This window comes from Pectobacterium zantedeschiae, assembly GCF_004137795.1.
Taxonomy (GTDB): domain Bacteria; phylum Pseudomonadota; class Gammaproteobacteria; order Enterobacterales; family Enterobacteriaceae; genus Pectobacterium; species Pectobacterium zantedeschiae.
Genome location: NZ_NWTM01000002.1, coordinates 432538 through 457695 on the forward strand (window position 1 = coordinate 432538; position 25158 = coordinate 457695).

The window sequence follows — 25158 nt, forward strand, 5'->3', positions numbered from 1 at the left end:
CAGCTTAGAAATGATTACCCCACGTATCCCAGCGGGCGATCTGTGTTCACTGCCGTACAGGCAGCTTAGAAAATCCACATTCAGGATTAAATCATGAGCAAAAAGTTCACTGCCGTACAGGCAGCTTAGAAAAAACTGTGCCACGACCTGTGCCTGTCGCGTGTGTTCACTGCCGTACAGGCAGCTTAGAAAGCACGCACCCGAATGCGATGCTGTTCGCACGCGTTCACTGCCGTACAGGCAGTTTATCCTCGGTTTTAAGCGCCATTATCTGGCTATTATCGAAGTAACACTATCGTCTGTGCTCGATGTGTTATCGTCTTTAAATAACGTATTTTTGATTCCCCTTTTTCGTAACATTTTTAAATAACGGGTTTTTTTATGGGGAATGAAAAATTGCGGATTGAACGTTATTAACATTTAAAAATCATCATTTTTCCGTTAAGGTTACCTTACAGGGAAATAGTGAGTTGACTTAAGTCAAATTCAAGGGAGTGAGTGGCTGTGAAATACGATCCGGTTTTAAAAACGCTTGTTGATGATGACTATCGATTAGAAGATTATCTTGATTTTAAAAAGCAGCATGCTGATATTAACTATCAGAAATTACATGCTCAACTCAATGAAATAAATAACGATAACATTCATGCCATATTAACTGCGCAGGAAGCGACGTATTTTTTGCAGACGTTATGTACGCCTAACCCTAATCAATCGTGGAAAACGGCTATATTTGGCTGTTCCGATCCTATTTCATCGTTTGCTGGGAACATCGCAGAAGCCGTGTCTGTGAGCCGGATCGTGATGGAGATGAAAGGGTTCGGCGTCACGGCAACGGAATATGTCGGAAAAAATGGCAGTAAGTACATAAAATTATCTGGCTATCCGGGGGTAAGAAAGTATTTAGATGCCACCCGATATTTAGTCAGTAACCAAAAAATACTCGATATAGGGATAGGTACAAAAGGGATTGAAAGTGGTATTGCGACTGGAGCAAGGTTCTGCATTGTGTTTTCAGGTGCTTATCGAGCTATTGAGTTGATGGTGAAAGATGAATACGCACTGACCGATTTTTTTGTGAATTTAACGATGGATGCGGCAAAACTGGCTGTATCGGTTGGTGTTGTATGGGGGGCGAAAATGGCAGCTACCTCGGTAATGGTGGCCACAGGAGGTAGTGTTATTATTATTGCCGGTGGTATATTTTTACTTGGGGTTATTGTCAGTTTTTCATTATTCTGGCTAGATAATGAATATAAAATAAGTGAGACGATAATAAAAAATTTAAAATCACATAAAAAACAGTATACGCCATATCACCCCGATCAATTCTTTCATGCCTGGGGGAGGTTCAGTCGTGGTTAAGATTAATAGGCCATTAGCTGGCGCATTTGCAGTTTTTATTTTTCTATTGACATGCTTTACTGGTTGGTTTTCTTTTAATTCGTATTTAGATATTTTACAGTTAAATGATACGATAGTTTTTTCATGGAAAGTTGGGTTAATGGTATTTGGTTCTCCTTTGCTATTCTATTTTTCATATTTATTTTTTTATTCTGCAATAAATAATAAAGTGGCGAAAATTAATAATAAATTTGGAGGAGGGTTATTTATAATAATGATCGTTGGTGCTGTAATTAGTTCATTCTCATCTTTCTACATGTCTTATAATTTTAGATATTATGGTTATGAAATATGTCCTAAAACATCCTGGATGGACCCCAATAAGTATGTGAAAGACATCGCTCTTTGTAAAGAGTAAAAATGGTACGAGAGTATTATTTTTCATGCTTGGGGGAGGAGCATTCATGGTTAAGATAAATAGACCGTTTTTTTTCATATATTCAGTTTTTATTTTTATTATTTCATGCTGGGGAGGATGGTTCTCTTTAAGCGGGTATATTGATTTCTTTAATCTAAATGATGTCATTTCATTTTCATGGAAACTCGGGGTGGTGATTTTTCTAGTTCCAATAGTGTTCCAGTTTTCTTATTTTGGTTTTTTTTCTGCTATAAAAAATAGACCAATTAAAATGAATAATAAAATTTCAAATGCATTGGTTGTATTTGCTATTTTTGGTACTGTGGTGAGTTTGTTTTCATCTATGTATATCTCTTATAGTCTTAATGAGCAGGGTTATAAAACCTGTCCCAAGAGCTCATGGATAGCTCCCAATAAATATGTGAAAGACATCGCTCTTTGTAAAGAGTAAGAAGAAAAATGGACGTCTGATAGGGAATGCTTTTTCATGCCTAGGGGGGAGTCAGTCGTGGTTAAGGTAAACAGGCCATTAGTTGGCATATTTGCAGTTTTCCTTTTTTTTCTTTCATGTTTTATTAGCTGGATTTCTTTCAATGGATATTTGAGTTTTTTACAAAAAAGTGATGTGATAATTTTTTCATGGAAACTTGGGTTAATGGTATTTGGATCACCTCTGTTGTTTTATTTTTCATATTTGGCATTTTATTCAGCTATAAAAAATGAAGTACCTAAAATGAATAATAAACTAGCTAACTCATTAGCTATTATAGCTATATTTGGTGCTGTCTTTAGTTTTTTTTCATCAATTTATATATCATACGATCTTAATGATAAAGATTATAAAATCTGTCCTAAGAACTCATGGATGGATCCCAATAAGTATGTGAAAGACATTTCTCTTTGTGATTAATGGTGAATAACAAGCACAACTAATAAGATGTGCCTGTTATTAAAGGTCATAAATATTAGAGGCTCATTTCCTCCCAAATGCTGTAACCCGATGTTCCTGCGATTTTGTGGTTCCATGCTATGGTTTTATATTTTATCTGGACTTTTTCATACGGCATGATGTCGTTGTTATCGATGACGTGTGGATAGACACAGGTGACGTCGACAATGCTCGCATCGGTTAAGGTGACTTCGTAATAAAGTTCTAACTGCCCAGCAGAATTGACGCGATAAAAATAAAATGCCACATCAACCTTTTCATTATAAGAGATTGCCATTCCTAATAATGGGGACGACTTATCGATTGGCTTAATAAAATGAATCGGGTGATGCGCGACATTCTGATCGCGGCTGATGCTATGGTTTAAACCTAATACTTGTATTTGATCTTCATGACCCGTTTGGTAGCGATTACCAATCGAATCTAGCGTTGAGCAACCAGATGATATTAAACCCTGTTTTTGGCCATTAATGCTGGCATAAATCAAATTAGCCATATCAAATCCTTATGAGAATATTTATCAATAGACTGCGTGATAATATATTGATTATCCGCACAGAAATAATACGGCTAAGACAAAGCTAAAGTAAAGCGAGCCATAATAAAAGATGAAGTTAGACCGAGCCTGAATTTATTTCTCGCCAGTTTAGCCAGATGCGCATATCAAATTCCAACTGATGGTAGTCAGGATCCATATGGCAGCAGAGTTGATAGAAGGCCTTGTTGTGGTCTTTTTCTTTGAGGTGGGCGAGTTCGTGTACCACGATCATCCGCAGGAAATCTTCTGGCCCGTCACGAAATAGCGTCGCTATCCTGATTTCATTGTTGGATTTTAATTTTCCGCCTTGCACTCGCGCCACAAACGTATTGGTTCCCAGCGTCCCTTTTATCGGATTCTGTTTATTGTCGTAAAGCACCTTTGATATCGCTGGGGCGTTTTTCAGATAGCGCTGTTTCAGTTCGGCAACAAACTGATAGAGCGACTTATCACTCTGGATCTGATGGCGGCCAGGATACCTTTTTTCCAACCAGGGGCCGAGTTTGCCTTGATCGAGGAGCGTTTGTACCTGGGCAACAATCGCCGGAGGGTAACCGTTCAGGTAACGTAGTTGAGTCATGGGATTTTTATCACACAAGCCACTGAGTTAAGCGAGTTCACAACGGTGAGTCGGTTAAGCCAGTGGCTTTATCATTTTACGGTTTACTGAATGGCGGCGAAAGCGGCAGCGACGCGCTGGACGTTGCTATGGTTCAGCCCCGCCATACACATACGACCGCTGGCGATCAGGTACACGCCAAATTCTTCACGCAGGCGGTCAACCTGTTCCGGGCTGAAACCGGTGTAACTGAACATACCGCGCTGAGTGAGGAGGTAGTCGAAGTTGCGGTTTGGCAGTGCATTTTTCAATGCGGAAACCAGCTCCTGACGCATGCTTAGAATGCGGGTGCGCATCTCCTCGACTTCCGCTTTCCAGTCGGCATTCAACTGCACGTCGTTCAGGACTTTAGAAACCACCTGTGCGCCGAAATTTGGTGGGGAAGAGTAGTTACGGCGTACGGTCGCTTTTAACTGACCCAGCACACGCTGTGCGCTGTCGGCATCGTCACACACCACGGAAAGACCGCCGACGCGCTCGCTATACAGTGAGAAAATCTTGGAGAACGAGTTGGCGATGAGTGCTGGAACGCCCGCGCTGGCAACGGCGCGAATCGCATAGGCATCCTGCTCGATCCCAAGGCCAAAGCCCTGATAGGCAATGTCCATAAACGGAATCAGCTCGCGCTGGATGATAACCTCAATGACGCGATCCCACTGTTCGGTAGTGAGATCGGAACCGGTCGGGTTATGGCAGCACGGATGCAACAGTACAATGCTGCGCGCTGGCAGCGTTTGCAGAGTGGATAGCATGGCGTCAAATTTCACACCCAGACTTTCACCATCGAAGTACGGGTAGGTATGAACGTGAAAACCCGCGCCCTCGAAAATTGCAATATGGTTTTCCCATGTTGGATCGCTGACCCACACTTCTGAATGCGGGAAATAACGTTTTAGGAAATCCGCACCGACTTTCAGCGCACCGGAACCGCCCAGCGTCTGAATGGTGGCGATGCGGCCAGCTTCCAGCGCCGCGTGGTTTGCACCAAATAGCAGTTGTTGGATCGCGGTACGATAAGGCTGTAACCCTTCCATCGGCAGATAAGAACTCGCGCTCTGAGCTGGCTGTTTCAGGCTGCTTTCTGCCGCACTGACGGATCGCAACTGCGGGATAATATTCTGCTCGTTGTAGTACAGCCCGATACTTAAATTGATCTTATCTGCTCTTGGATCCAGCTTGAATTTTTCCATCAGAGACAGGATAGGATCTCCGGCATAGGTATCAACGTTTTGAAACACAGTGTAGCTCTCCTGAGTGTGTCATTTTTATGGGTACCGCAACCCCGACGATGGTGGGGGACAATCAAGCCGTATAACGGCCAGGGCGATGATTCATCGCGATAATCAGGTTCAGAATGGTTGCCCCCAGAATCGAAGCAATCAACATCGGTATGCTTACCACGAACAGGGAAGTCAGCACAATCATAACGTCAACGCCCATTTGGACTTTTCCCGCCCGCAGGTCGTATTTGTCCTGAAGATATAGCGCCAGAATATTAACGCCGCCGAGGCTGGCCTTATGGCGGAACAGCACAACAAAACCTATTCCAGTGATGATATTACCGAACAGCGTGGCGTAGAACGGATTGAGCTGATCGAAATGAATGAACAGTGGATGTAGATCGGAAAACAGGGACACGAGCCCGACGGCGCTGAAGGTTTTCACCGTAAATTCCCACCCCATGCGGCGTACTGCCAGATAGTAAAAGGGCAGATTCAGCAGGAAAAACGCGACGCCAAAGGAAACGTTTGTCAGATAATGGATAAGAAAAGCAATGCCTGCGGTGCCACCGGTGAGCGCGCCAGCCTGACGCAGCAGGATGATACCAAATGACGCCATCAGTGTGCCGATCACGATTGCCAGAACGTCTTCCAGCAGCGTGTGTGATATTTTTTTGGTGGGAATAACGTTATCCATGGTGAGCACTCAATAGACTGTCGTAAAAATATGTGCTTACCAAAGCAAGAATCACACCAGATGATGCCGCTTAGCGGCTGATTTATGTGAAATATCCGCGGTAATAAGAGTAACGTATTGAATTATATAAATGAAAATAATGCGTGATTTGTGCGTAAATTGTCATTTATTTGGTTGTGTCGTGCGATAAATTGTGGTTTATTGCGTAAGTTGCTCGTTTTTTTGCACCAAATAGACGCAATTGCCCCAAATCAGGGCAATGCTGGCAGTTCTGGCGTGATCAAACCGTTCTCTTTAAGGCGGTTTAATACCACCGAGGTTTTCAGATGCGCGATGCTCTTATTCTGCGACAGAATCTGGCTAATCAGCGTGCTGAGTCCAGGCAGATCCGCGACGGCGACTTTTAACAGATAATCGGCATCACCCGTGGTTTTATAGGCGTCAATAATCGCATCCACTTCCCCCAGCATCTGGTGAAAGCGTTCAACGTATTCGCTGGTGTGGTTGATCAACCGTACTTCAATTAACCCCAGACATTCCAATCCAACGGCATTCGGCGACAGGCGTGCATGGTAGCCAAGAATGAGCTGTGCCTGTTCCAGCGCGATACGGCGACGAGAGCATTGCGAGGCGGAAAGACCGACCAGTTCGCTCAATTCCTGATTGGTCAGGCGGCCATTGGTCTGTAGCAGCGTCAGGATTTTCAGATCGAAATCATCAATGTTGTACATCGCGTTCCCTAAACCGTGTCAGATAGTGAGTCAAACAGACTACCAGCTTTTTAGGCTGTGTTGCCTATGAGATTTTTATCGCTACAGGGTCGCGTAATCTCAGTTTGCACCATGATGGTTCAATTCATGCATCGTAGGGCAAAAGGTGATGCCATTTTGTGCATTATTTATCGTTAATATGCACTTAATGTTCGTATTTTTTAATTTAATGCGTGATGTGTGAAATTTGGGTGGAAATAAATTTTCCCATTTTTCATTGCGTTATGTGAATGATGATCATGATGGCAGGGCTGAGGGGCTATCTGGCCCGATAGTTGCTACACCTTCCCGATTCGAATTTTATTGCTGACGGGGGAAGAATGGATACACAACAAGAAGAAGGGCAGTTGAAACGAGGATTGAAAAATCGCCATATTCAACTGATCGCACTGGGAGGTGCGGTAGGAACTGGGCTGTTTTTAGGCATCGCGCAGACCATCAAAATGGCGGGGCCATCGGTGCTGCTTGGCTATGCGATTGCGGGCGTGATCGCATTCTTTATTATGCGCCAACTAGGTGAAATGGTGGTGGAAGAGCCTGTTGCTGGCTCGTTCAGCCACTTTGCGTATAAGTATTGGGGCGAGTTCGCCGGGTTTATGTCTGGTTGGAATTATTGGGTGCTGTACGTTTTGGTCAGTATGGCAGAGTTAACCGCGGTCGGGATCTATATTCAGTACTGGTGGCCGGATGTGCCTACCTGGGTTTCTGCGGGGGCATTCTTTGTACTGATTAACGCCATCAATCTGACTAGCGTTAAAGTGTACGGCGAAATGGAATTTTGGTTTTCGATCATTAAGGTGGCGGCCATCATGGGGATGATTGTATTTGGCTGCTATCTGTTGTTCAGTGGGGCTGGTGGCCCTGACGCTAGCGTCGCAAATCTATGGCAACACGGTGGTTTCTTCCCGAATGGCGTCAGCGGTATGGTCATGGCGATGGCAGTGATCATGTTTTCCTTTGGTGGACTTGAGCTGGTAGGGATCACTGCGGCTGAAGCTGACGATCCGCAAAACAGCATTCCGCGTGCGACGAATCAGGTTATTTATCGCATTCTGCTGTTTTACGTTGGAGCGTTGGCTGTGCTGCTGTCGCTGTATCCGTGGGGGAAAGTCGTGGAAGGCGGTAGCCCGTTCGTCATGATTTTTCATGCACTGGATAGTAACGTCGTGGCTACCGTTCTGAATCTGGTGGTACTGTCGGCCGCTCTGTCGGTTTACAACAGCTGTGTGTACTGCAACAGTCGGATGCTATTCGGGTTGGCGAAACAGGGGAACGCGCCGCGAGCGTTGCTGAACGTGAATAAGCGTGGCATTCCGTTGGTGGCACTCGGCGTATCGGCACTTGCGACGGCACTGTGTGTCGTGATCAACTATCTGATGCCGGGAAAAGCCTTTGAGCTGCTGATGGCGCTAGTGGTCTCTGCCTTGGTGATCAACTGGGCGATGATTTGCATCACTCACCTGAAATTTCGTGCGGCGAAACAACAGGAAGGCCAGAAGACGCGCTTCAAAAGCCTCGGTTATCCTGTGACGAATGTGATTTGTCTGCTGTTTCTGGCGGGGATTTTGATCATCATGGCGATGACGCCGGGTATTCAGATCTCCGTGCTGTTGATTCCGTTCTGGCTTCTTGCACTGGCTGTAAGCTACGTGGTGAAAAAGAAGAAAAGCACGGTGGATACGCTGGCAGTAAAACCTGACTGTTAATTAATCAAAAAGCACTTCTTAATTAAGACAAAAGGCACTTCCGATCGTGGAGTGCCTGATGTTTATTCTGTTAATGATGTTGATCTTTTGAATGATGATTCTCGGAATAGCGTGATAGCCATTCTGAGCATCATCACTCCACAATGATCCGTTCGTCGCCCTCTCCCAAACATACCGTTAACTGCTGCCCGCTGGGGCTAAAAGCGCAGTAGGGTAGGGGATCACGCAGATAGAGGTGCAGCGGAAGTGCCATATAAAGTGCGATCAGCACGAATGCCGCGATTGTTTTGGCGGTGATGGTTTTTGTAGGGGCTGTTTTGGCCTGCGTTGTGCGCGCCGCTAGTTGAGCGTGCCGATATTTCACGACGCCGATAGTGGTCATCGCTACACCTACCAGTATGGACACATACAGTTCGCCAGGTGTCGGAGAAAGTATCAGCTCCTCATTTTCATACGCTTGCCAGTATTGAATGCGCCACAGGGCGCTGATACCGATTTGCACCAGTCCCCCGAGTATCCAGGCAATGCGCCATCCCGAGAGCTGAAAGAGCGCCAGAAAGCAAAATCCCGACGCTGCGCAAGACCAGTAAATAAGATCGAGTATCGCACCGAACATGCCGCCAAACAGCGTGCCGCCTACATCCGTCGGTTTCAGGGTATAGTAATTAATGAGGGCAAACAGTGTCAGGATCGCGGCTACGGCAAGCCAGCTTGCCGTATAGTAGATAGCCCGTCTGAAAGCCGGCAAGCCAGGGGCTTGCCGATAAAAATCCATCAGTCCGTTTTTACTCACCGTCGACGTATTCCAACGCAGTGCGCTGTGTTAGGCGGGTAATCAGTTCGTAGGCGCTGGCCCCCGTGTGTGCGGCAATGCGTTCAACCGGTAGCGTTGGCCCCCAAAGGATCACTTCATCGCCAACCTTATCCTGCGCATCCGGTCCTAAATCAACCGTAATCATATCCATCGATACGCGACCGGAAAGGGGGACTTCGCGACCGTTGATGAACACGGGCGTACCGGCGGGTGCGCAGCGCGGGTAGCCATCGCCGTAGCCGACGGCCACGACGCCCAAACGGGTATCGCGCGGGCTCGTCCAGGTGCCGCCGTAGCCGACGGCTTCACCCGCTTTGTGTTCGCGAACGGCAATCAGATGAGAGGTAAAGGTCATGGCTGGCTGGAAGCCGAAATGCGCGGCATCTTCGTTATCCAGCGGCGATACACCATAGAGAATAATGCCAGGACGGACACGATCGCGGTGTGACTGTGGCCATAGCAAAATGCCACCGGAGGCCGCGATGGACTGTGCGCCGGGCTTACCCTGAGTAAAGGTATCGAAGCAGGTCAACTGGCGCTCGGTAGTTCCGGCCTCGGGCTCGTCGGCACGGGAAAAGTGGCTCATGATATTGACCGGCTGAACCACATTGCGACATGCGGTCAAACGCTGCCAAAACGCGTCGGCGTGTTCAGGCAGAACGCCAAGCCGGTGCATACCGGTATCGAGCTTCATCCACACGCGTAGCGGCTGTGACAGCGTAGCCTGCTCCAGCGCGGCAAGCTGTTCGGGGCTGTGAACGGCGGTTTCTAGCTGGTGCTCTACCAGAAGCGGGAGGTCGTCGGCGGAGAAAAAACCTTCCAGCAGGACGATCGGTTTGGTGATGCCTGCGGCACGCAGCGCCAGCGCCTCGGAGAGCCGCGCGACGCCGTAGCAGTCAGCGTCGCAAAAGGTATGGGCTGATTCGATCATGCCGTGGCCGTAGGCGTTGGCTTTCACGACGGCAACGACCTGACTGCCAGGCGCTAACTGGCGGATTCGTTGCAGGTTGTGGCGTAAAGCACGCCGGTTAATGACGGCAGTTGCCGTTTTCATTCTTGTTCCTTAGTGCAGTGTTGTCATTGCTGAGCGCTGCGTTATTCATCGTCATATTGTGGGCCGGCATAGTTATCAAAGCGCGACCACTGCCCGTTAAAGGTTAAACGAACGGAACCAATCGGGCCGTTACGCTGTTTCCCCAGAATGATTTCAGCGATGCCCTTCAAATCGCTGTTCTCATGATAAACCTCATCACGGTAGATAAACATAATCAGGTCGGCGTCCTGCTCGATGGAGCCGGATTCACGCAGGTCCGAGTTGACCGGACGCTTATCGGCGCGCTGTTCCAGACTACGGTTAAGCTGCGACAGGGCGACGACCGGAACCTGCAATTCTTTTGCCAATGCTTTAAGAGAGCGAGAAATTTCCGCAATTTCCAGCGTACGGTTGTCGGACAATGACGGCACGCGCATCAATTGCAGGTAGTCGATCATGATCAGGCTCAGGCCGTCATGTTCACGGAACACGCGTCGGGCACGGGATCGTACTTCGGTCGGCGTCAGGCCGGAGGAATCATCGATGTACATATTGCGCTTTTCCAGCAGGATCCCCATGGTGCTGGAAATGCGCGCCCAGTCCTCATCATCGAGCTGGCCGGTACGAATGCGGGTCTGATCCACGCGGGACAGAGAGGCGAGCATACGCATCATGATCTGTTCACCGGGCATCTCCAGACTGAAGATCAATACGGGTTTATCCTGCATCATCGCCGCGTTTTCACACAGGTTCATGGCGAAGGTGGTTTTACCCATTGATGGACGCGCAGCCACGATGATCAGGTCAGATTTCTGCAAGCCTGCGGTTTTCTTGTCCAGATCCTGATAGCCGGTAGACACGCCGGTTACGCCGTCGTGCGGGCGCTGATACAACTGTTCGATACGGGAAACGGTGTCTTCCAGAATGCGGTCGATGCTTTTGGGGCCTTCATCTTTACTCGCACGGTTTTCGGCGATCTGAAAGACGCGGGACTCGGCCAGGTCGAGCAGATCCTCGCTGCTACGCCCCTGTGGATCGTAGCCTGCATCGGCGATCTCATTAGCGACGGAGATCATTTCACGCACCACGGCGCGCTCACGCACGATGTCGGCGTAGGCACCGATATTGGCGGCGCTTGGGGTGTTTTTGGCCAGCTCTGCCAGATAGGCGAATCCACCTGCGGATTCCAGCGAGCCTTGCAGTTCGAGCGACTCGGACAGCGTAATCAGGTCGATCGGTTTGCTCATTTCGAGCAGGCGCTGCATTTCGGTGAAGATCAGGCGGTGGGCACGGTTATAGAAGTCGTTAGCGACAACACGCTCGGCGACATTGTCCCAGCGTTCATTGTCGAGCATCAGGCCACCCAATACCGATTGCTCCGCTTCCAGCGAATGTGGCGGAAGTTTCAGACCTTCCATCTGGCGGTCACGGGGTTCATTCGATTTATTGGTGGGTCTTTTCTCTGCCATGAAACGGGTTCTTTACCGGTTGATTTGCCATTGGATTAGTGGGCATTGTATATGTCGCACGTCCGAAATAACACAATATACCCGTTATACTTCACGTTGCATGTGCGTTGGTGACGTTTAGATACTCGGCCCGTTGTGGGCCTCGCCCTAAAGGGCCGCAGCAAGCAACGTTCAAATCTGCTCGTGGCAGATTTGTCGCCAGCCTGAAACTCAAATTATTTAGGGTATACGTGTTATAGATAGACGATGAACCTGTCACGGTTAAGGAGATAACATGGCAAAACGCGTTCAGTTCCGAGCTTATGGTGGCCCAGAGGTTTTGCAATATGTGGATTTCACGCCTGCCGAACCCGCAGCGGGAGAAGTTCAGGTTGAGAACCGCGCCATCGGCATTAATTTTATTGATACCTACATTCGTAGTGGCTTGTATCCAGTTCCTGATTTGCCTTCCGGGCTGGGGACCGAAGCCGCGGGCGTCGTAACGAAAGTCGGGGCAGGTGTTAGCGCGCTGAAAGTCGGCGATCGCGTTGTGTATGCGCAGTCTGGACTGGGGGCGTATAGCGAGGTGCATAACGTAGTCGCGGAGAAAGTTGCGCTACTGCCGGACGCTATCAGCTTTGAGCTGGCCGCGGCCTCTTTCCTGAAAGGGCTGACCGTTTACTATCTGCTGCGCCAGACGTATGAGATCAAGCCAAATGAAGTATTTCTGTTCCATGCGGCTGCGGGTGGCGTCGGGCTGATTGCCTGTCAGTGGGCAAAAGCGCTGGGGGCGAAGTTGATCGGTACGGTGGGTTCCGATGAGAAAGCGGAGCGCGCAAAACAGGCGGGTGCCTGGGCGACGATTAACTATCGTACCGAGAATATCGCCCAGCGAGTCGCAGAATTGACCGATGGCCAGAAAGTGGGTGTTGTGTATGACTCGGTCGGCAAAGATACCTGGGAGGCCTCGCTCGATAGCCTGCGCCGTCGCGGATTGATGGTCAGTTTTGGTAACGCTTCCGGGCCGGTGACTGGCGTCAATCTGGGGATTTTGAACCAGAAAGGGTCACTGTACGTTACGCGTCCCTCTCTGTTTGGCTATGTGACGAACCGTGCTGAGTTAGAGCAGGCCAGCAATGAACTGTTCTCATTGATTGCCAGCGGGGCGATTACGGTAGATGTGCCACAGAATCAGATATTCGCGCTAGCAGATGCACAAGCTACCCATCGGGCGCTGGAAAGCCGCAGCACACAAGGCTCATGCCTGTTGATTCCCTAACGGTTGTTGCTGAAAAACAAAAAGCCTCCCAAAGGGAGGCTTTTGCCATTACGCAAATTTCATCAGACTGTATGTAGGGTACAGCGTGGTGATCGTCACGAAGGTACCGCTGTGCGGCTATTGTTTCCCTGACGACGATGAAATCGTGTGGCTTATTTGCCACGGTGTTTGCTCACTCTTTAAACGACAATCGAGTATCAAACAGTGGCGTCATCCTAGCAGCCACATCAGGGAAAAAATATCTGCTGGCGCACACTTTTGTACTAAAACAGATCGTATTAAAACAAAGCAGTACCCAAACAAATCAGTGTTAAACACGACATTGCCCGTTATTTTCGCGCGTAATTCAGATTTTTCCCTGTTCTGGCATTACCACTCATTCCCATTGCGCTGGCGGTAGGTGTATTTCCGATAGGTAGAACGGTGCGAGTTGTAGACGGGCCGCCCGCTAAACTTACGCCACAGCCACACGGCCGCGACAGCTAAAATCAACCACGGCAACACTTTTACCGCCATGGTAAACAGCCCACCAATCAGCATAAAAAGGGACGCCACAAACAGTGCCGCAATTACGCCCAGCAGTGACACGCCCGTTAACATCAGCATGATAAAAAAGCCAATAACGAAGAAAATTTCCAACATGGTGCGCTCCTATAGCTGTTAAATCGCTTCTGACGCAGGAAAAAGTGGCTCTGCGTGTTACATAAGCTATAACAAGAATCGTGCCAAGATGTGCCGCTGGTAAGTAGTTGATTTACCAGCGACGTCAGAAGAAGGCGTGAAGGAAGGTTGTTGAAAATGACTAACTATTAGTGTTTTTTAAACCAGATTAACCAATGCTAGCGCACGTTCTACTACCGCAGAATCGGCTCCAGGTTTGTGGGCATTTTCGCTCAGGTAGCGTCGCCATTGACGAGCGCCGGGGATGCCCTGGAACATGCCGAGCATGTGGCGCGTGATATGGCCTAAAGATGCACCGCCAGAGAGCTCGCGCTCGATGTAGGGATACATGGCGCGTACTACGCCAGCGAGATCCGGCGTGGCTGCATCAATACCAAACAGTTCGCGGTCGACCTGCGCCAGAATACCGGGATTCTGGTATGCCTCACGCCCCATCATCACGCCGTCCAGATGCTGTAAGTGCGTTTTGGCTTCTTCCAGCGTTTTGACGCCGCCGTTGATGGCGATGGTGAGCGCGGGAAAATCACGCTTGAGCTGGTAAACGCGCGGATAATCCAGCGGCGGAATCTCCCGATTCTCTTTTGGACTCAGGCCCGATAGCCAGGCTTTGCGTGCGTGGACGATAAAGGTATCGCACTCGCCGCGTTCGGCAACGGTTTGAATAAAGTTGCACAGGAATTCATAGCTGTCTTGATCGTCAATGCCGATGCGAGTTTTCACCGTAATCGGGATTGAGGTACTGTCTTTCATCGCTTTGATACAGTCCGCGACCAGTGCCGCTTCACCCATCAGACAAGCGCCGAAACGACCATTCTGGACGCGATCGGACGGGCAGCCGACGTTCAGGTTCACTTCATCATAGCCGCGCTGTTCTGCCAGTTTGGCACACTGCGCCAGCGCTTGCGGATCGCTACCGCCGAGTTGCAGCGCAAGCGGATGTTCTTCTTCGCTGTAGGCCAGATAGTCGCCTTTACCGTGCAGAATGGCGCCTGTTGTCACCATTTCGGTATACAGCAGCGTCTGGCTGCTCAACTGGCGAAGGAAGTAACGGCAGTGGCGATCGGTCCAGTCCAACATCGGCGCGATGGAGAAGCGGTTAAGGTGAGAAGCGCGAGAGTCGGTGGATGCCGTGTGGTGTGTACCTGATTTTACGTCGGTCATGATTTGTCAGTTATCGTTTCGTGTGTGTCTGGCAGTATGGTCTGAGGCTATCTTTGCTGGCGTCCGACTATAGCACAGGGAACGCATCGTGACTGAGTGTTATCTTACCCTGCGTCAGGGAACACGCGTTCCATGTGTGCGATAACCTGAGTTCAATAAATATGAATCTGAGCTGCGCGGCTATTTTCCTGTCGTTAACAGGGAGGTGAATGCCCATTAAAGATGTCCCGCCAGTAGCGGGACCTCAAGATCAGAACAGAGATGCAAGGTCTTCGGCCCGAAAGCCGTGGAGCTCATCCGTTTTGCCTGCTCGGACTTTTTGTACCCACTGTGGATCTGAGAGGAGGGCACGACCGACGGCTATCAGGTCAAACTCTTCACGCTCCATTCGGGTGTAGAGATTATCAAGCGCTGCGGTACCGGAACCTTGTCCGCCAAATGCACCGAAAAAATCACCGGACAGGCCGACAGATCCCACACTGATGGTGGCGGCTCCGGTAAGTTTTTTGGCCCAACCGGCAAAGTTCAGTCCATTACTCCCATCCTGTTCGGGGAACTCCGGTTCCCAGAAGCGTCGCTGGGAACAGTGCAGAATATCAACACCAGCATCAACCAATGGCGCTAGCCAGTCAGTCATCTCACGCGGCGTACTTGCGAGGCGCGCGGTATATTCCTGCTGCTTCCACTGGCTGACACGAAGGATAAGCGGAAAATCCGGGCCTACGGCAGCTCGCACGGCACGCACAATGTCGGCTGCAAAACGGGAACGCTGTAAAATAGTTTCCCCACCCCAGGCATCGGTACGACGATTGGTTACGGGCCAGAAAAACTGGTCAATCAGATAACCATGGGCACCGTGCAGTTCTACGGTGTCGAACCCAAGGCGTTTAGCATCGGCTGCGGCGTGAGCAAAGGCGGCCACCGTATCCGCAATATCCTCTTCCGTCATCGTCACACCTCGGGGGGCGTCCGCACCGACCAGTCCAGAGGGGCTTTCTACCGGAGCGTCTGGCTCCCATCCTTGTGCGCGAGTTGAACCGGTATGCCAGAGTTGTGGCCCGATACGTCCGCCTTCAGCATGTACTGCATCGGCGACCATTCCCCAACCTACAAGCGCCTGTTCGCCGTAAAAGAAAGGGATTCCCGGCATGTTACGTGACGCCGGGCGATTAACCACGGTGCCTTCGGTCAGGATAAGTCCAGCTTCGCCTTCAGCGCGACGGCGGTAATAGTCAGCCTGAGCCTGACCAGGTATCCCATCTGGCGCCATACCGCGGGTCATGGGGGCCATTACGATACGGTTTGGCAGCGTCATCCCCTTCAGAGTGAAAGGGGTAAACAGAATATTGTCACTCATATCTCTATTTTCCTTACTATGAAACAGTGGGTTATCGATCGTTTCAGATTGCAGAACCTGTACGGTTTATTTGGTCTCACTGAGGTAACGTGGTGCGGCGTGTTCCTGACCAAATTCAGTCAACATTGCCTGACGAGACTGTTCATGGTGAGTCCACAAAGACTCTTCGTATAGAGGAGGGATCGTCACCGACTCCCGACGATCAAAACCGGTCAGTGCAGCATCAACCAGCTCTCCGGCCTCCATCACACCACTTAGCGTGTTGATATCTGTTCCAGCTCGCTCCCAGATTTCAGTGCGTGTAACGGCAGGCACGACGGCCTGGACATAGACACCCTGTGGGCCAAGCTCAAGACTTAATCCCTGTGACAGGAAAAGCACAAACGCCTTGGTCGCCCCGTAAATTGTCATCCCAAATTCCGGTGCCAGACCAACCACGGAACTGATATTGATGATGGAGCCCGTTCCCGCTTTGGCAAGACGTGGGGCCACCGCGCGAGCCAGACGGACAACCGCAGTTAAATTAACGGCGATCAGACGATCAATATCAGCTGGTGTCTGCGTGGTGAAGGTGCCGGGCAAACTCATTCCGGCGTTATTGACCAGTATCGTAATACTGGTGTCGGTTTCGAGGCGTTTTGCAACAGCATCAAGCTCCGTTTCCTGAGTCAGGTCAGCTGGCAGAACGTCCACTTCAATGCTGTATTGTGCCCGCAGTCGTGTGGCAAGTGCCTCCATGCGAGTGACGTCACGAGCAACAAGGACAAGATTATGCCCACGACGAGCAAAGCGGTCTGCATACACTGCCCCCAGCCCTGTTGAAGCACCGGTGACCAATACGGAAGGTGTTATCTCAGTCATTTTTATCTCTCTGGTAAAAAATAGTCTTGTTTGTCTTTTTAAATGATGATCGACATGTATAATAAATGTCAACCATCATTTATTAATGAGCTGAGTGAGAAACGTTATGCGATATACAACATTTGGACGTAACACCGGTTTGCGCGTATCAGAGCTGGCACTGGGAACAGGAAATTTCGGCACCGGATGGGGATATGGTTCCGAAAAAGCAGAAGCCCGAGCGGTGTTTGATGGGTATGTTAATGCCGGAGGAAATTTTATTGATACGGCAGATGCTTACCAGTTTGGTGAGTCTGAACAGATGATTGGTGATTTTATTGCGGCCGATCGCGATCATTTTGTCGTCGCCACCAAATATACTCTGAGTGCGCGCCCAGACGCAGGGATTGCCATTACGGGTAATAGTCGAAGGAATATGATTGCTTCGGTTGAAAACAGCCTGAAACGTCTGAAAACCGATCGGATCGAACTTTTATGGGCACATTTCGATGACCAGATGACACCACTGGAAGAAATCGTCCGAGCCTTTGATGATCTTATTCGGGCGGGTAAGGTGCAATATGCCGGACTGTCCAACTTCCCGGCCTGGAAAATTGCGCGTGCAGAAACACTGGCTGAATTGCGCGGATGGTCACGTATTGCAGGCATTCAGGTTGAATATAGTCTGGCTGAACGTACCGCCGAGCGTGAACTCTTGCCGATGGCCGATGCTCTGGGCCTTGCTGCCACTATCTGGTCTCCTTTGGGGGGCGGGATGCTGACTGGAAAATATCGTACTAGTCAGGAAGGTAGGCTAAAAGGTTTCGCTGGTAGGCTGGTTCATACAGAGCAGGACCCGACGCTTCTCGATGAAGTATTCAGCGTGGCCCAGGAACTGAATGTCATGCCTGTACAAGTGGCAATGGCCTGGCTGCGTCACAGAGCGACACTGTTGCAGACGTCGCTGATCCCGATTATTGGTTCGCGGACGACAAGCCAGCTTGCCGAAACACTTCTGGCGCTGGAGATCAAACTCAGTGCCACGCAGGCGGCCCGGCTTGATGAGGTCAGTGCCATTTCCACAGGTACTCCCCATCAGCAGATTGTCGGTACTTTACCGCGTGCACAGGGTTTGGGTGCTGAATATGGTAAGATCACACCACCACGAGCCTGAGCAGGCGATCTGTTTTTCAGGGGCAGGTTAACTGCCCCCATATGAAAGTAGCGGGAGTAAAAAATGGCCAGAACCGGGCGAGTTTCCAGAGAGCAAAGCGATCTTAACCGTAATAGTATTATCGCTACCTCATCTCAGATGTTCAGGGAACGGGGCCTCGATGGTGTAAGTCTTAAGGACATCATGTCTGCCGCCGGACTGACTCACGGTGGATTTTACGGACATTTTAGCTCCAAGGATGCTCTGGAGGCGATCGCTTGTGAGCAGGCATTTGAAGAAAGTCGTGCGGCGATGGGCGAACGCAATATTCGTGATTTTCCACAACTGGTTGAATATTATCTGTCTTCTGACCACCGTGATTGTCCAGCCAGTGGCTGTGCCGTTGCTGCACTTGCTACTGATGTGCAACGTAAGGGGCAGGATAAGCCGGTGCATGAAACTTACATTTCCGGTGTCAGAGGAATGGCTGAACATATTAAAAATATGCAGAACAGCGACCCTAACAGTGTAACCAATGACAGGCATCTGATGCAGTTTGCGTTGATGACTGGGGCTTTGATGCTGGCCAGAGCAACTCGTGGAGACGAAATCTCCGAGCGTTTTCTTGCAGCCGCTAAAGCAGTTTTAATTGAGAGAGAAGCAACTGAAGAGTAATAGTGAACATCAGTGAAACGAAAATCCTCGACAGCATGCCAATGTTTAATTATTTCCGTAATGAAAGGTTAAATCGAATTCGTAACTAGTAAGCGCATACCTGAATCACTCAATAGCCAGATTAAATACGGCTCTGAGTAAAAAAAGTATCAGCCCAAGTCTGGGCTAATGCATATTAAGAAATATTTGAATGAACTTGTCTACTTCCCATTCTTTGGTATCAGAGACTTGTCCATCTCCAATTTCTATTAGGCGAAGCTCACCAGAAGCATTTTCAGCCATATCAATCGAGAAAAAAGGTGAGCTGATATGCTGTGCTATTTCAACAACAACATCTGGAACAATATTGTCAGAAGAATACACGTTATTTTGAACGGAAAAATAGCGTCTTTCGCTGGTTTTTATAATATCTTCAACTTTTCTCAGATTAACTCCGCCTTCAATATCACCACGGAATTTTTTAATGGATTCTATTATATCTCGAATCTCTTCAGCATTTATGGCGATAGACCCTCTGGATGTGGTTAGTGATTTTACATGGTCTTTTACAAAATAGGCTGGCCATTTTAGCTGGTTAGTCACTTTATCGAAATCGTCATTCTCTTTTAAGAAAATGGTCTCTGGCGTATATTTTTCGCATGATTTATACCATCCCGTAATATGATGGCTTGAGAGGTAATCCTCTAGAGATACGAGCATGTTACCGCCATTCTGAGTCACCGCATCGCTCAAACTCTTATATTCATCCGATTTGAGCATCCAGCCTCGCCAAATGACAGGTGCGTCCAGTTCAAAGCCTTTTGAGAATTTGTATTTTCCATTGGATACATGTTGTGTGGATAATAATAGACATGATAAGCCACTTTCTTGCGCAGAATAATATTCTGCCTTAAACATCTCATCCACTTTTGAATTATCAAAGTAATCACTAGGGTAAATTACATTCATATAAATGATCTCAGGATAGAAGGTGTAGGGTTGAAATTTAAAACAACTTATCACACTTCTTAAAAATAAGCAGCTTGTCGCTAGTGAGATCGTCTTCTGATATGGAGTCTTTTGATGCCATGTGAGCGCTAGCCGTATGCTATCGAAAAAGAAGAAATGAAAATGATCTCTTGCGTTAGATGCTTGAAGCAAGCTGACTGCTGATATTAAGGTGTTAAGGTTATAAAGTGGTTTAATAAGATATCGCAGGTTTTTTTTATACACTCTCTAAGTACTTCGCTCCCTATTTTCTATTTTTTCATGAGGTTGGAAAATAGATTCTTTTTATTACGGTGCGACAGTGCGTAATTTTATTTACTAAAAAATCAATAGAGAGGTTAATTATGTTAGAAGCCGGAACGTATTCTAGCGAAGATGGTAAACATGTGTTGGTCATTACCGACCCCGATTTTGCAGGGGCAACATTTACGGGGACATTCACTGCAAAAGATACACCTGTCGGTGAATTCATTTATCAGGGGGAATCTTTCTCTGGCTCCTGGCTCTACACCGCTGGTCGCGCCACGATTAATTTGGGTGTTGCGTGTACCTATCGCAATAATGCTGGTGGCTACAATTATGTCATCCGCGACTATTGGGTTGGCACATCAACGGATACTCCGCAACAAATTACGCTGAGCGGTAGTCGTTCGTACACGACCATTACCGGTGGTCAACAGCGTTTCTCATTTGAAGATGTTGTTTTTACCCGTCAACCTGACTGATTTAATTCATCATAACCCATCATTAATTCGGGTTTCTGCTAAGCCTCGACCATTTCGTCGAGGCTTTTTTGATCAAGCAATACTGTGGGGAAATTAATGCAGCTCTACCTCCCAATCTTCATAAGGGGGATCAACGGTGAAACTGGGATCGCAGTATTGCCGTAAATAGTCTGTTGCCCGTTTTTCGGCATATTTGGCGTTTAGTACGTTGCCGTCTTCATCCAGCTCTAACACATTAGCGTAGATAGCGAAGACTTGTTCAAACGCGCTGGGCTCTTCACCGTACAGTGAAAGGTAATCAATGCCTTCAAGCGTATTTTGGGTACCGCTGGCCATGAAATAGGCGAACGTTCTTAATGCACTGCTAAAGCTGTGGCTTAATTTCATGGTAACTCGCTCCCGTTATTGATTACGTTGCGCATTTATAGCTCATCAATCGGTGTCAGCCCGCCGTATTCATCAGAGTAAACGTATTTTCCGGCAATCACGTCGGAGACATAGTTCTGGAACCAGCTTGCAAATGAAGGAGAGAGCTTTTCTCTGTCGTCCATGTCGTGCCACATGGTAATAATCTGGCCATGCTGGCCTCCGGCTGCTGGATCGAGATCGAGGCAGTAGTGATCGCCGCCGCCGTTGTGGGTAAAGGGGATCCACTTTAGGTTCCACCAGTCTGTCTTGATGCCGTCTTCCGGGCTGGACTGGATGCCCTCAAATTGCCCATCGCTAAGTAACGACTGCCAGATTTCCCATTGTTCAAGTACCGCGTGTGTGGATAAGAATTCTGCGTTCTCAAAAATGCCGCCAGAGTAGGTATCTTGACCGTTGTGAATACGCAGACAGGCTTTGTAGTCCTCTGGCAACGAGGTGCCAAGTGCGTGTTCAAGCGCTTCTAGCTCTTGTTCTGTCGCGGGAGGATTGAGCCCTTTGCGTCCTTCAGGCCAGTGCGTTTCCAACCATGTTTCAAAAACAGACCAGTGTTCGTTCATGTTGCTTCCTTCTCAACGAGGTGATGAATAAACGCGGTGGCGCGCTGATTTATCACGAAGGAAATACTTTAGCGGTTTAAGGGGATGAGATATAGCCGGTATCGGGAACTAAAAAACAAAGGGAGCAGGCTGTTGGCTTGCTCCCTTGGGAAGGTTGATAAGAACGCTTATGCGGCTGCGCGGTTGACCATCTGTGTCAGTACGTTGCGCCATGCTTCTACCTGACCGAGGTAGTTTGCTGCTGGAATTTGCTGGAAATTCCCGTTTGCATCTTCCAACGCAAAAGTGGGGAAGCCCTGTCCGCGCACTTTCGCCAGTAATTCCCGGCTGGCGCTGATGTGTTTTGACAGCGCTTCTGCCTGAATAAAGGCGAGTTCTGTGCAGAAGGCGTCGCCATCCAGACCGATCTCTTCCGCACACTGACGCAGTACGGCAGCGTCTACGATTTTAAGCCCGGAAACGTAGTGCGCCTGCTCTATCTGGTGCAGCATCTCCATACCTTTGTCACCCATCGCTTCCGCAGCTAATACGGCAGCCGTCGGCGGCGCGGAATCCAAAACGACACTGGTGTCGCGTAGCAAGCCTTCGTAATAAGCTTCCCCGAAAGTTTGCCCGGTCAATTGCGCAATACGGCGATCGTGCGGGATCACATAATCGTGCCACTCTGGGGTGATGGTTCGACTGTTGCTGCCGGTCATCATACCGCCACCGTGGAGGATCAGTTCTAACCCGTCGATTTCCTGCGCGGCTAGCGCGAGTGGGGCGGCACCGTAGCACCAGCCGCACAAGGGATCGTAAATGTAATGCAGTCTTACTGTGGCCACTTCATTTCACCTTTCAGGACCTTGGCACTCAGTTCAAGACCAGACTCTTCTTTCAGCGTCGGGTAGTGTTTTTTCATTGCAGCGATCAGCTCGGCAGAATCTTTGCTTTTCGCCAGCTCTTTTTCCACAGTATCCAGATATTGCAGCGTGAATGTCACGTTTTTCAAGGTGTAATCTGTTGGTGCGATGAAATGGCCCGGCACGACGGTGGTCGGCTTCAGCGCTTCAATCGATTTCAGCGTTTCACGCCAGTGAACGCGAGATTCTGGCGTTTGGGTATCGGCCAGCCAGACATGGATGTTGGCAGACACTGGAATACCGCCGACAACGGCTTTCAGAGAAGGGATCCAGACGAAAGTGCGATCGGGCGTTGGTCCTTTCAGTCCTTTTACTTCCAGTTTTTTGCCGTCAACGGTAAAGCTATCGCCTGCCAGCAGTTGAGGAACCACGATCTCTTTCGGTGCATTTTCTTTCAGAACGGGGCCCCAGTGCGCCACTTTGCCGTCTTTGCTGGCATTGATTGCGTCGATGGTCGCTTGAGTCGCAACAATTTTAGCGTCTGGGAACGCGGCTTTAATCACGTCCAGACCGAAGTAGTAGTCAGGGTCGGAATGGCTGATATAGACGGTGGTCAGTTTTTTGCCGGTGGCTTTGATGCGGTCAACCAGCGTTTGGGCATCGTTACGCTGGAACTGGGCATCGATCAGGGCGACTTCTTTATCGCCGCTGATAATTTCAGAGGAAACGGGGAATACACTGGCTTCACCTGGATTAAACACGTCGATTTTTAACTCAGCGGCGTTAGCAGCAGATGCCAGTCCTAGGGATGCAGCGAGTAAAGACACGGTAAAAGCGATAGATTTAGACATGGTGATACTCCACAGGTATGACAGAAAGTGGGTTTATGTTATGTTGCATCTTTCGTACGAAAAACCGCAAAAATGGCAATTGTTTGTTGCATAAAACGGACTAATTTATGGATCGCATTACGGCTGCTGAAGTGTTTGTGACGATTATAGACCGCGGTAGCATGATCGCGGCGGCAGAGACGCTGGACATGTCTCGTGCGATGGTGACGCGTTATCTGGCGGAAATGGAGACGTGGGCCGGGGCGCGATTATTACATCGCACCACGCGCAAGCTGAGCCTGACGGATGCGGGTGAAAAAACGCTGACGCGCTGCCGGGAGATGTTGGCGTTGACGGCGGATATGCGTATCGAGGCTGCTACTGACGCTGCCACGTTAAGCGGCTTGCTGCGTCTCAGTTGTTCACAGTCGCTAGCGCAGGGGGCGGTCGGCATGGCGATAACCGCTTTCCTACGACGTCATCCTCGGGTCGCTATCGATCTGCAAATGAATAACCGAGCGGTGAATCTGGTCGAGGAACGTATCGATCTGGCGCTGCGTATTACCAATGAACTGGATCCCAATCTGATTGCCCGACCGCTGGCAAACTGTGAGTCGGTGCTGTGTGCATCGCCTCCTTATCTGAACGAGCATGGTATTCCACGACAGCTGACCGACCTCTCTATCCATAACTGCCTGACTTACACTTATTTTGGCAAAAGCCTGTGGCATTTTTCCCGTGGTGATGAAAAATTTACGATACCTGTAAGCGGAAACCTCAGTGGCAATGAATCGCTGGTGTTGTTGGCGGGGGCGTTGGAAGGGGCGGGGATTGCGCTGCAACCGCGCTATTCAGTGACGCCTTATCTCGCCAGCGGGCAGTTGGTGGCGTTGTTACCGGAATATCGTCCACAGACGATGGGGATTTATGGTATTTACACCTCGCGCCGCCAGATGCCTGCCACGCTGCGTACCCTGTTGGATTTTCTGGTGGACTGGTTTGCCCACGATCCGCGCTGGCGGGGGCTGACGCAGTGATAGGTAAAATTATCCTAGTCAAGTTCTCAGCATGACTGCCGCAAAACCTGTTCTAAACGTGAAGGCACACTCTCGGCGTATTGTTTGAGTTGATCAATGACGGTATCGACCAGCGCTGACGCTGGGCGGTGCAGTGGGCGAATCAAACTTACCGTAAAGGGCACGTCGATGCTGAAAGGCCGTACGACGACGCCGGAGGCGGAATAATCCAAGGCGGTCAGCGGGTTGACGATGGACAACCCGATGCCTGCCCGCACCATTGCACACACCGAGGCTGCGCTGTGAGTTTCCAGCACCATCCGGCGCGACACGTCCTGTTCCTGAAACAGCTTGTCCAGCAGTTGGCGATAGCTGTCAGCGCTAGACAAGCTGATAAAAGGTTCATTAGCAAAATCCTGCGGTGTCAGCACCGATTTTTGCACTAACGGATGCCCAGCAGGCAGTACACACACTTCATTTAACAGCATCAATGTTTGCCGCTCTGTACCGGCTGGCGTAAGGCTGTTTTCCGTTAACCCTAAATCGTGACGCTGTGCGGATAGCCACTCTTCCAGCAGCGGCGACTCTTGCGGAATAATGTGCAGATTGAGTAGAGGGTAGCGCGCCAGCAGCGGCTTGCAGGCATCAGGCAGCAGTGACTGTGAGAATACGGGCAGACAGGCGATAGAAAGCTGAGCCTGCTGAAAACGGCGGATATCGCTGGCGGCATTGATGATGCGATCCAACCCATAATAAGAGCGCTGAACTTCTTCAAACAGCTGTAATCCCTGTGCCGTCGGATAAAGCCTGCCGCGCAGTCGCTCGAATAGCGTCATCTGAATCAGTTTCTCGAAGCGTGCCAGCTCGCGGCTGACAGTCGGCTGCGACGTGTTCAGTAACGCTGCTGCTTCCGTCAGATTACCAGTGGTCATGACCGCATGGAAAATCTCGATGTGTCGTAAGGATATTGCCATTATGTTCCCCCCTATCCATATCATAGATGAATAGAGTCTGCTCAAAACGATATTTGTTTACCAGAATGGTAATTTTTATAGTGGTTCTCAACCACG

28 protein-coding genes and 1 CRISPR repeat array (1 of these 29 only partly in view) are annotated in these 25158 nt (G+C 49.3%); of the genes, 10 read left to right on the forward strand and 18 right to left on the reverse strand.

The features are described from left to right. A CRISPR array of direct repeats spans window positions 1-252; the repeat unit is 28 nt; unit sequence GTTCACTGCCGTACAGGCAGCTTAGAAA (it extends 2004 nt beyond the left edge of the window). A gap of 252 nt (window positions 253-504) precedes the next feature. Genes CLR69_RS16520 through CLR69_RS16535 form a run of 4 tightly spaced genes read left to right on the forward strand, consistent with a single transcriptional unit; the run spans window position 505 to window position 2672 of the window. Then, window positions 505-1365, forward strand: a complete 861-nt coding sequence (locus tag CLR69_RS16520; RefSeq protein ID WP_129712157.1) for a hypothetical protein — start codon at window positions 505-507, stop codon at window positions 1363-1365. Then, a complete protein-coding gene (locus CLR69_RS16525) occupies window positions 1358-1762 on the forward strand; it encodes a DUF1240 domain-containing protein (RefSeq protein ID WP_129712156.1) in 405 nt (134 codons plus the stop codon). Before CLR69_RS16520 ends, CLR69_RS16525 begins: the two co-directional genes overlap by 8 nt. Window positions 1763-1808: 46 nt before the next feature. After that, complete coding sequence (locus CLR69_RS16530; RefSeq protein ID WP_129712155.1) at window positions 1809-2213, forward strand: DUF1240 domain-containing protein; 405 nt, start codon at window positions 1809-1811, stop codon at window positions 2211-2213. Between the two features lie 57 nt (window positions 2214-2270). Then, the gene (locus tag CLR69_RS16535; protein WP_129712154.1) at window positions 2271-2672 is read left to right on the forward strand and encodes a DUF1240 domain-containing protein; all 402 of its coding nucleotides are present in this window, start codon (window positions 2271-2273) and stop codon (window positions 2670-2672) included. 55 nt (window positions 2673-2727) lie between these two features. On the opposite strand, the gene CLR69_RS16540 is transcribed toward CLR69_RS16535, so the two are convergent. The 5 genes from CLR69_RS16540 to CLR69_RS16560 all read right to left on the reverse strand — a co-directional run bounded on the left by CLR69_RS16540 (window position 2728) and on the right by CLR69_RS16560 (window position 6516). Next, on the reverse strand, window positions 2728-3207 hold the full coding sequence (locus tag CLR69_RS16540; RefSeq protein ID WP_129712153.1) for an Hcp family type VI secretion system effector: 480 nt from the start codon (window positions 3205-3207) through the stop codon (window positions 2728-2730). 118 nt (window positions 3208-3325) lie between these two features. Further along, window positions 3326-3829, reverse strand: coding sequence for a M48 family metallopeptidase (locus tag CLR69_RS16545; RefSeq protein ID WP_129712152.1), 504 nt, complete (start codon window positions 3827-3829; stop codon window positions 3326-3328). An 83-nt stretch (window positions 3830-3912) separates the two neighbouring features. Then, window positions 3913-5106 (reverse strand): amino acid aminotransferase, encoded by a 1194-nt coding sequence (locus CLR69_RS16550; protein ID WP_129712151.1) that lies wholly within the window; start codon window positions 5104-5106, stop codon window positions 3913-3915. Window positions 5107-5170: 64 nt separating this feature from the next. Further along, window positions 5171-5785: a YitT family protein gene (locus CLR69_RS16555; RefSeq protein WP_129712150.1), complete on the reverse strand. Its 615-nt coding sequence runs from the start codon at window positions 5783-5785 to the stop codon at window positions 5171-5173. Window positions 5786-6036: 251 nt separating this feature from the next. Beyond that, on the reverse strand, window positions 6037-6516 hold the full coding sequence (locus CLR69_RS16560) for an Lrp/AsnC family transcriptional regulator (protein WP_015841640.1): 480 nt from the start codon (window positions 6514-6516) through the stop codon (window positions 6037-6039). Window positions 6517-6875: 359 nt separating this feature from the next. Here CLR69_RS16560 and CLR69_RS16565 point away from each other — a divergent pair, with 359 nt between their 5' ends. Beyond that, complete coding sequence (locus CLR69_RS16565; protein WP_129706567.1) at window positions 6876-8261, forward strand: amino acid permease; 1386 nt, start codon at window positions 6876-6878, stop codon at window positions 8259-8261. 133 nt (window positions 8262-8394) lie between these two features. On the opposite strand, the gene CLR69_RS16570 is transcribed toward CLR69_RS16565, so the two are convergent. From CLR69_RS16570 to dnaB, 3 genes are read right to left on the reverse strand one after another with little or no spacing between them, the layout of a single operon-like run. Continuing rightward, window positions 8395-9054 carry a hypothetical protein gene (locus tag CLR69_RS16570; RefSeq protein ID WP_129712149.1) on the reverse strand — a complete coding sequence of 220 codons (660 nt, stop codon included), beginning with the start codon at window positions 9052-9054 and terminating at the stop codon, window positions 8395-8397. Further along, window positions 9047-10129: an alanine racemase gene (alr, locus tag CLR69_RS16575; RefSeq protein WP_129706563.1), complete on the reverse strand. Its 1083-nt coding sequence runs from the start codon at window positions 10127-10129 to the stop codon at window positions 9047-9049. The genes CLR69_RS16570 and alr overlap by 8 nt, the downstream gene beginning before the upstream one ends. 41 nt (window positions 10130-10170) lie before the next feature. Beyond that, complete coding sequence (gene dnaB, locus CLR69_RS16580) at window positions 10171-11577, reverse strand: replicative DNA helicase (RefSeq protein WP_010279223.1); 1407 nt, start codon at window positions 11575-11577, stop codon at window positions 10171-10173. Between the two features lie 274 nt (window positions 11578-11851). Here dnaB and CLR69_RS16585 point away from each other — a divergent pair, with 274 nt between their 5' ends. After that, on the forward strand, window positions 11852-12835 hold the full coding sequence (locus CLR69_RS16585) for a quinone oxidoreductase (protein WP_129712148.1): 984 nt from the start codon (window positions 11852-11854) through the stop codon (window positions 12833-12835). Window positions 12836-13204: 369 nt separating this feature from the next. Here CLR69_RS16585 and pspG read toward each other — a convergent pair whose 3' ends face one another. The 4 genes from pspG to CLR69_RS16605 all read right to left on the reverse strand — a co-directional run bounded on the left by pspG (window position 13205) and on the right by CLR69_RS16605 (window position 16895). Beyond that, on the reverse strand, window positions 13205-13477 hold the full coding sequence (gene pspG / locus CLR69_RS16590) for an envelope stress response protein PspG (RefSeq protein WP_129706559.1): 273 nt from the start codon (window positions 13475-13477) through the stop codon (window positions 13205-13207). Between the two features lie 177 nt (window positions 13478-13654). Beyond that, window positions 13655-14677: a tRNA dihydrouridine(20/20a) synthase DusA gene (gene dusA, locus CLR69_RS16595; RefSeq protein WP_129712147.1), complete on the reverse strand. Its 1023-nt coding sequence runs from the start codon at window positions 14675-14677 to the stop codon at window positions 13655-13657. Between the two features lie 250 nt (window positions 14678-14927). Beyond that, complete coding sequence (locus tag CLR69_RS16600; protein ID WP_129712146.1) at window positions 14928-16034, reverse strand: NADH:flavin oxidoreductase; 1107 nt, start codon at window positions 16032-16034, stop codon at window positions 14928-14930. Between the two features lie 66 nt (window positions 16035-16100). Further along, on the reverse strand, window positions 16101-16895 hold the full coding sequence (locus CLR69_RS16605; RefSeq protein ID WP_129712145.1) for an SDR family NAD(P)-dependent oxidoreductase: 795 nt from the start codon (window positions 16893-16895) through the stop codon (window positions 16101-16103). Between the two features lie 106 nt (window positions 16896-17001). Between CLR69_RS16605 and CLR69_RS16610 the strand changes: the two genes are divergently transcribed. Together CLR69_RS16610 and CLR69_RS16615 are read left to right on the forward strand one after the other, a co-directional pair. Next, entirely contained in the window at window positions 17002-18048 is a 1047-nt protein-coding gene (locus CLR69_RS16610) for an aldo/keto reductase (RefSeq protein WP_129712144.1), read from the forward strand. A 63-nt stretch (window positions 18049-18111) separates the two neighbouring features. Then, complete coding sequence (locus tag CLR69_RS16615) at window positions 18112-18702, forward strand: TetR/AcrR family transcriptional regulator (RefSeq protein WP_129712143.1); 591 nt, start codon at window positions 18112-18114, stop codon at window positions 18700-18702. Between the two features lie 165 nt (window positions 18703-18867). Here the strand turns inward: CLR69_RS16615 and CLR69_RS16620 are convergent, their stop codons facing one another. After that, the gene (locus CLR69_RS16620; RefSeq protein ID WP_129712142.1) at window positions 18868-19650 is read right to left on the reverse strand and encodes an ATP-grasp domain-containing protein; all 783 of its coding nucleotides are present in this window, start codon (window positions 19648-19650) and stop codon (window positions 18868-18870) included. A 383-nt stretch (window positions 19651-20033) separates the two neighbouring features. Between CLR69_RS16620 and CLR69_RS16625 the strand changes: the two genes are divergently transcribed. Next, window positions 20034-20414, forward strand: a complete 381-nt coding sequence (locus tag CLR69_RS16625; protein WP_129706544.1) for a hypothetical protein — start codon at window positions 20034-20036, stop codon at window positions 20412-20414. 93 nt (window positions 20415-20507) lie between these two features. On the opposite strand, the gene CLR69_RS16630 is transcribed toward CLR69_RS16625, so the two are convergent. The 4 genes from CLR69_RS16630 to CLR69_RS16645 all read right to left on the reverse strand — a co-directional run bounded on the left by CLR69_RS16630 (window position 20508) and on the right by CLR69_RS16645 (window position 23093). Beyond that, a complete protein-coding gene (locus CLR69_RS16630; RefSeq protein ID WP_048262171.1) occupies window positions 20508-20801 on the reverse strand; it encodes a DUF7677 family protein in 294 nt (97 codons plus the stop codon). Window positions 20802-20836: 35 nt separating this feature from the next. Further along, window positions 20837-21400, reverse strand: a complete 564-nt coding sequence (locus CLR69_RS16635; protein ID WP_129706542.1) for an SMI1/KNR4 family protein — start codon at window positions 21398-21400, stop codon at window positions 20837-20839. Between the two features lie 167 nt (window positions 21401-21567). Continuing rightward, window positions 21568-22224, reverse strand: a complete 657-nt coding sequence (locus CLR69_RS16640) for a DsbA family protein (RefSeq protein WP_129712141.1) — start codon at window positions 22222-22224, stop codon at window positions 21568-21570. Next, the gene (locus CLR69_RS16645; RefSeq protein ID WP_129706538.1) at window positions 22212-23093 is read right to left on the reverse strand and encodes an MBL fold metallo-hydrolase; all 882 of its coding nucleotides are present in this window, start codon (window positions 23091-23093) and stop codon (window positions 22212-22214) included. Before CLR69_RS16645 ends, CLR69_RS16640 begins: the two co-directional genes overlap by 13 nt. Window positions 23094-23200: 107 nt before the next feature. Between CLR69_RS16645 and CLR69_RS16650 the strand changes: the two genes are divergently transcribed. Then, window positions 23201-24109 carry a LysR family transcriptional regulator gene (locus CLR69_RS16650; protein WP_129712140.1) on the forward strand — a complete coding sequence of 303 codons (909 nt, stop codon included), beginning with the start codon at window positions 23201-23203 and terminating at the stop codon, window positions 24107-24109. Window positions 24110-24135: 26 nt separating this feature from the next. Here the strand turns inward: CLR69_RS16650 and CLR69_RS16655 are convergent, their stop codons facing one another. Continuing rightward, complete coding sequence (locus CLR69_RS16655; RefSeq protein WP_129712384.1) at window positions 24136-25065, reverse strand: LysR family transcriptional regulator; 930 nt, start codon at window positions 25063-25065, stop codon at window positions 24136-24138. Window positions 25066-25158: the final 93 nt, after the last annotated feature.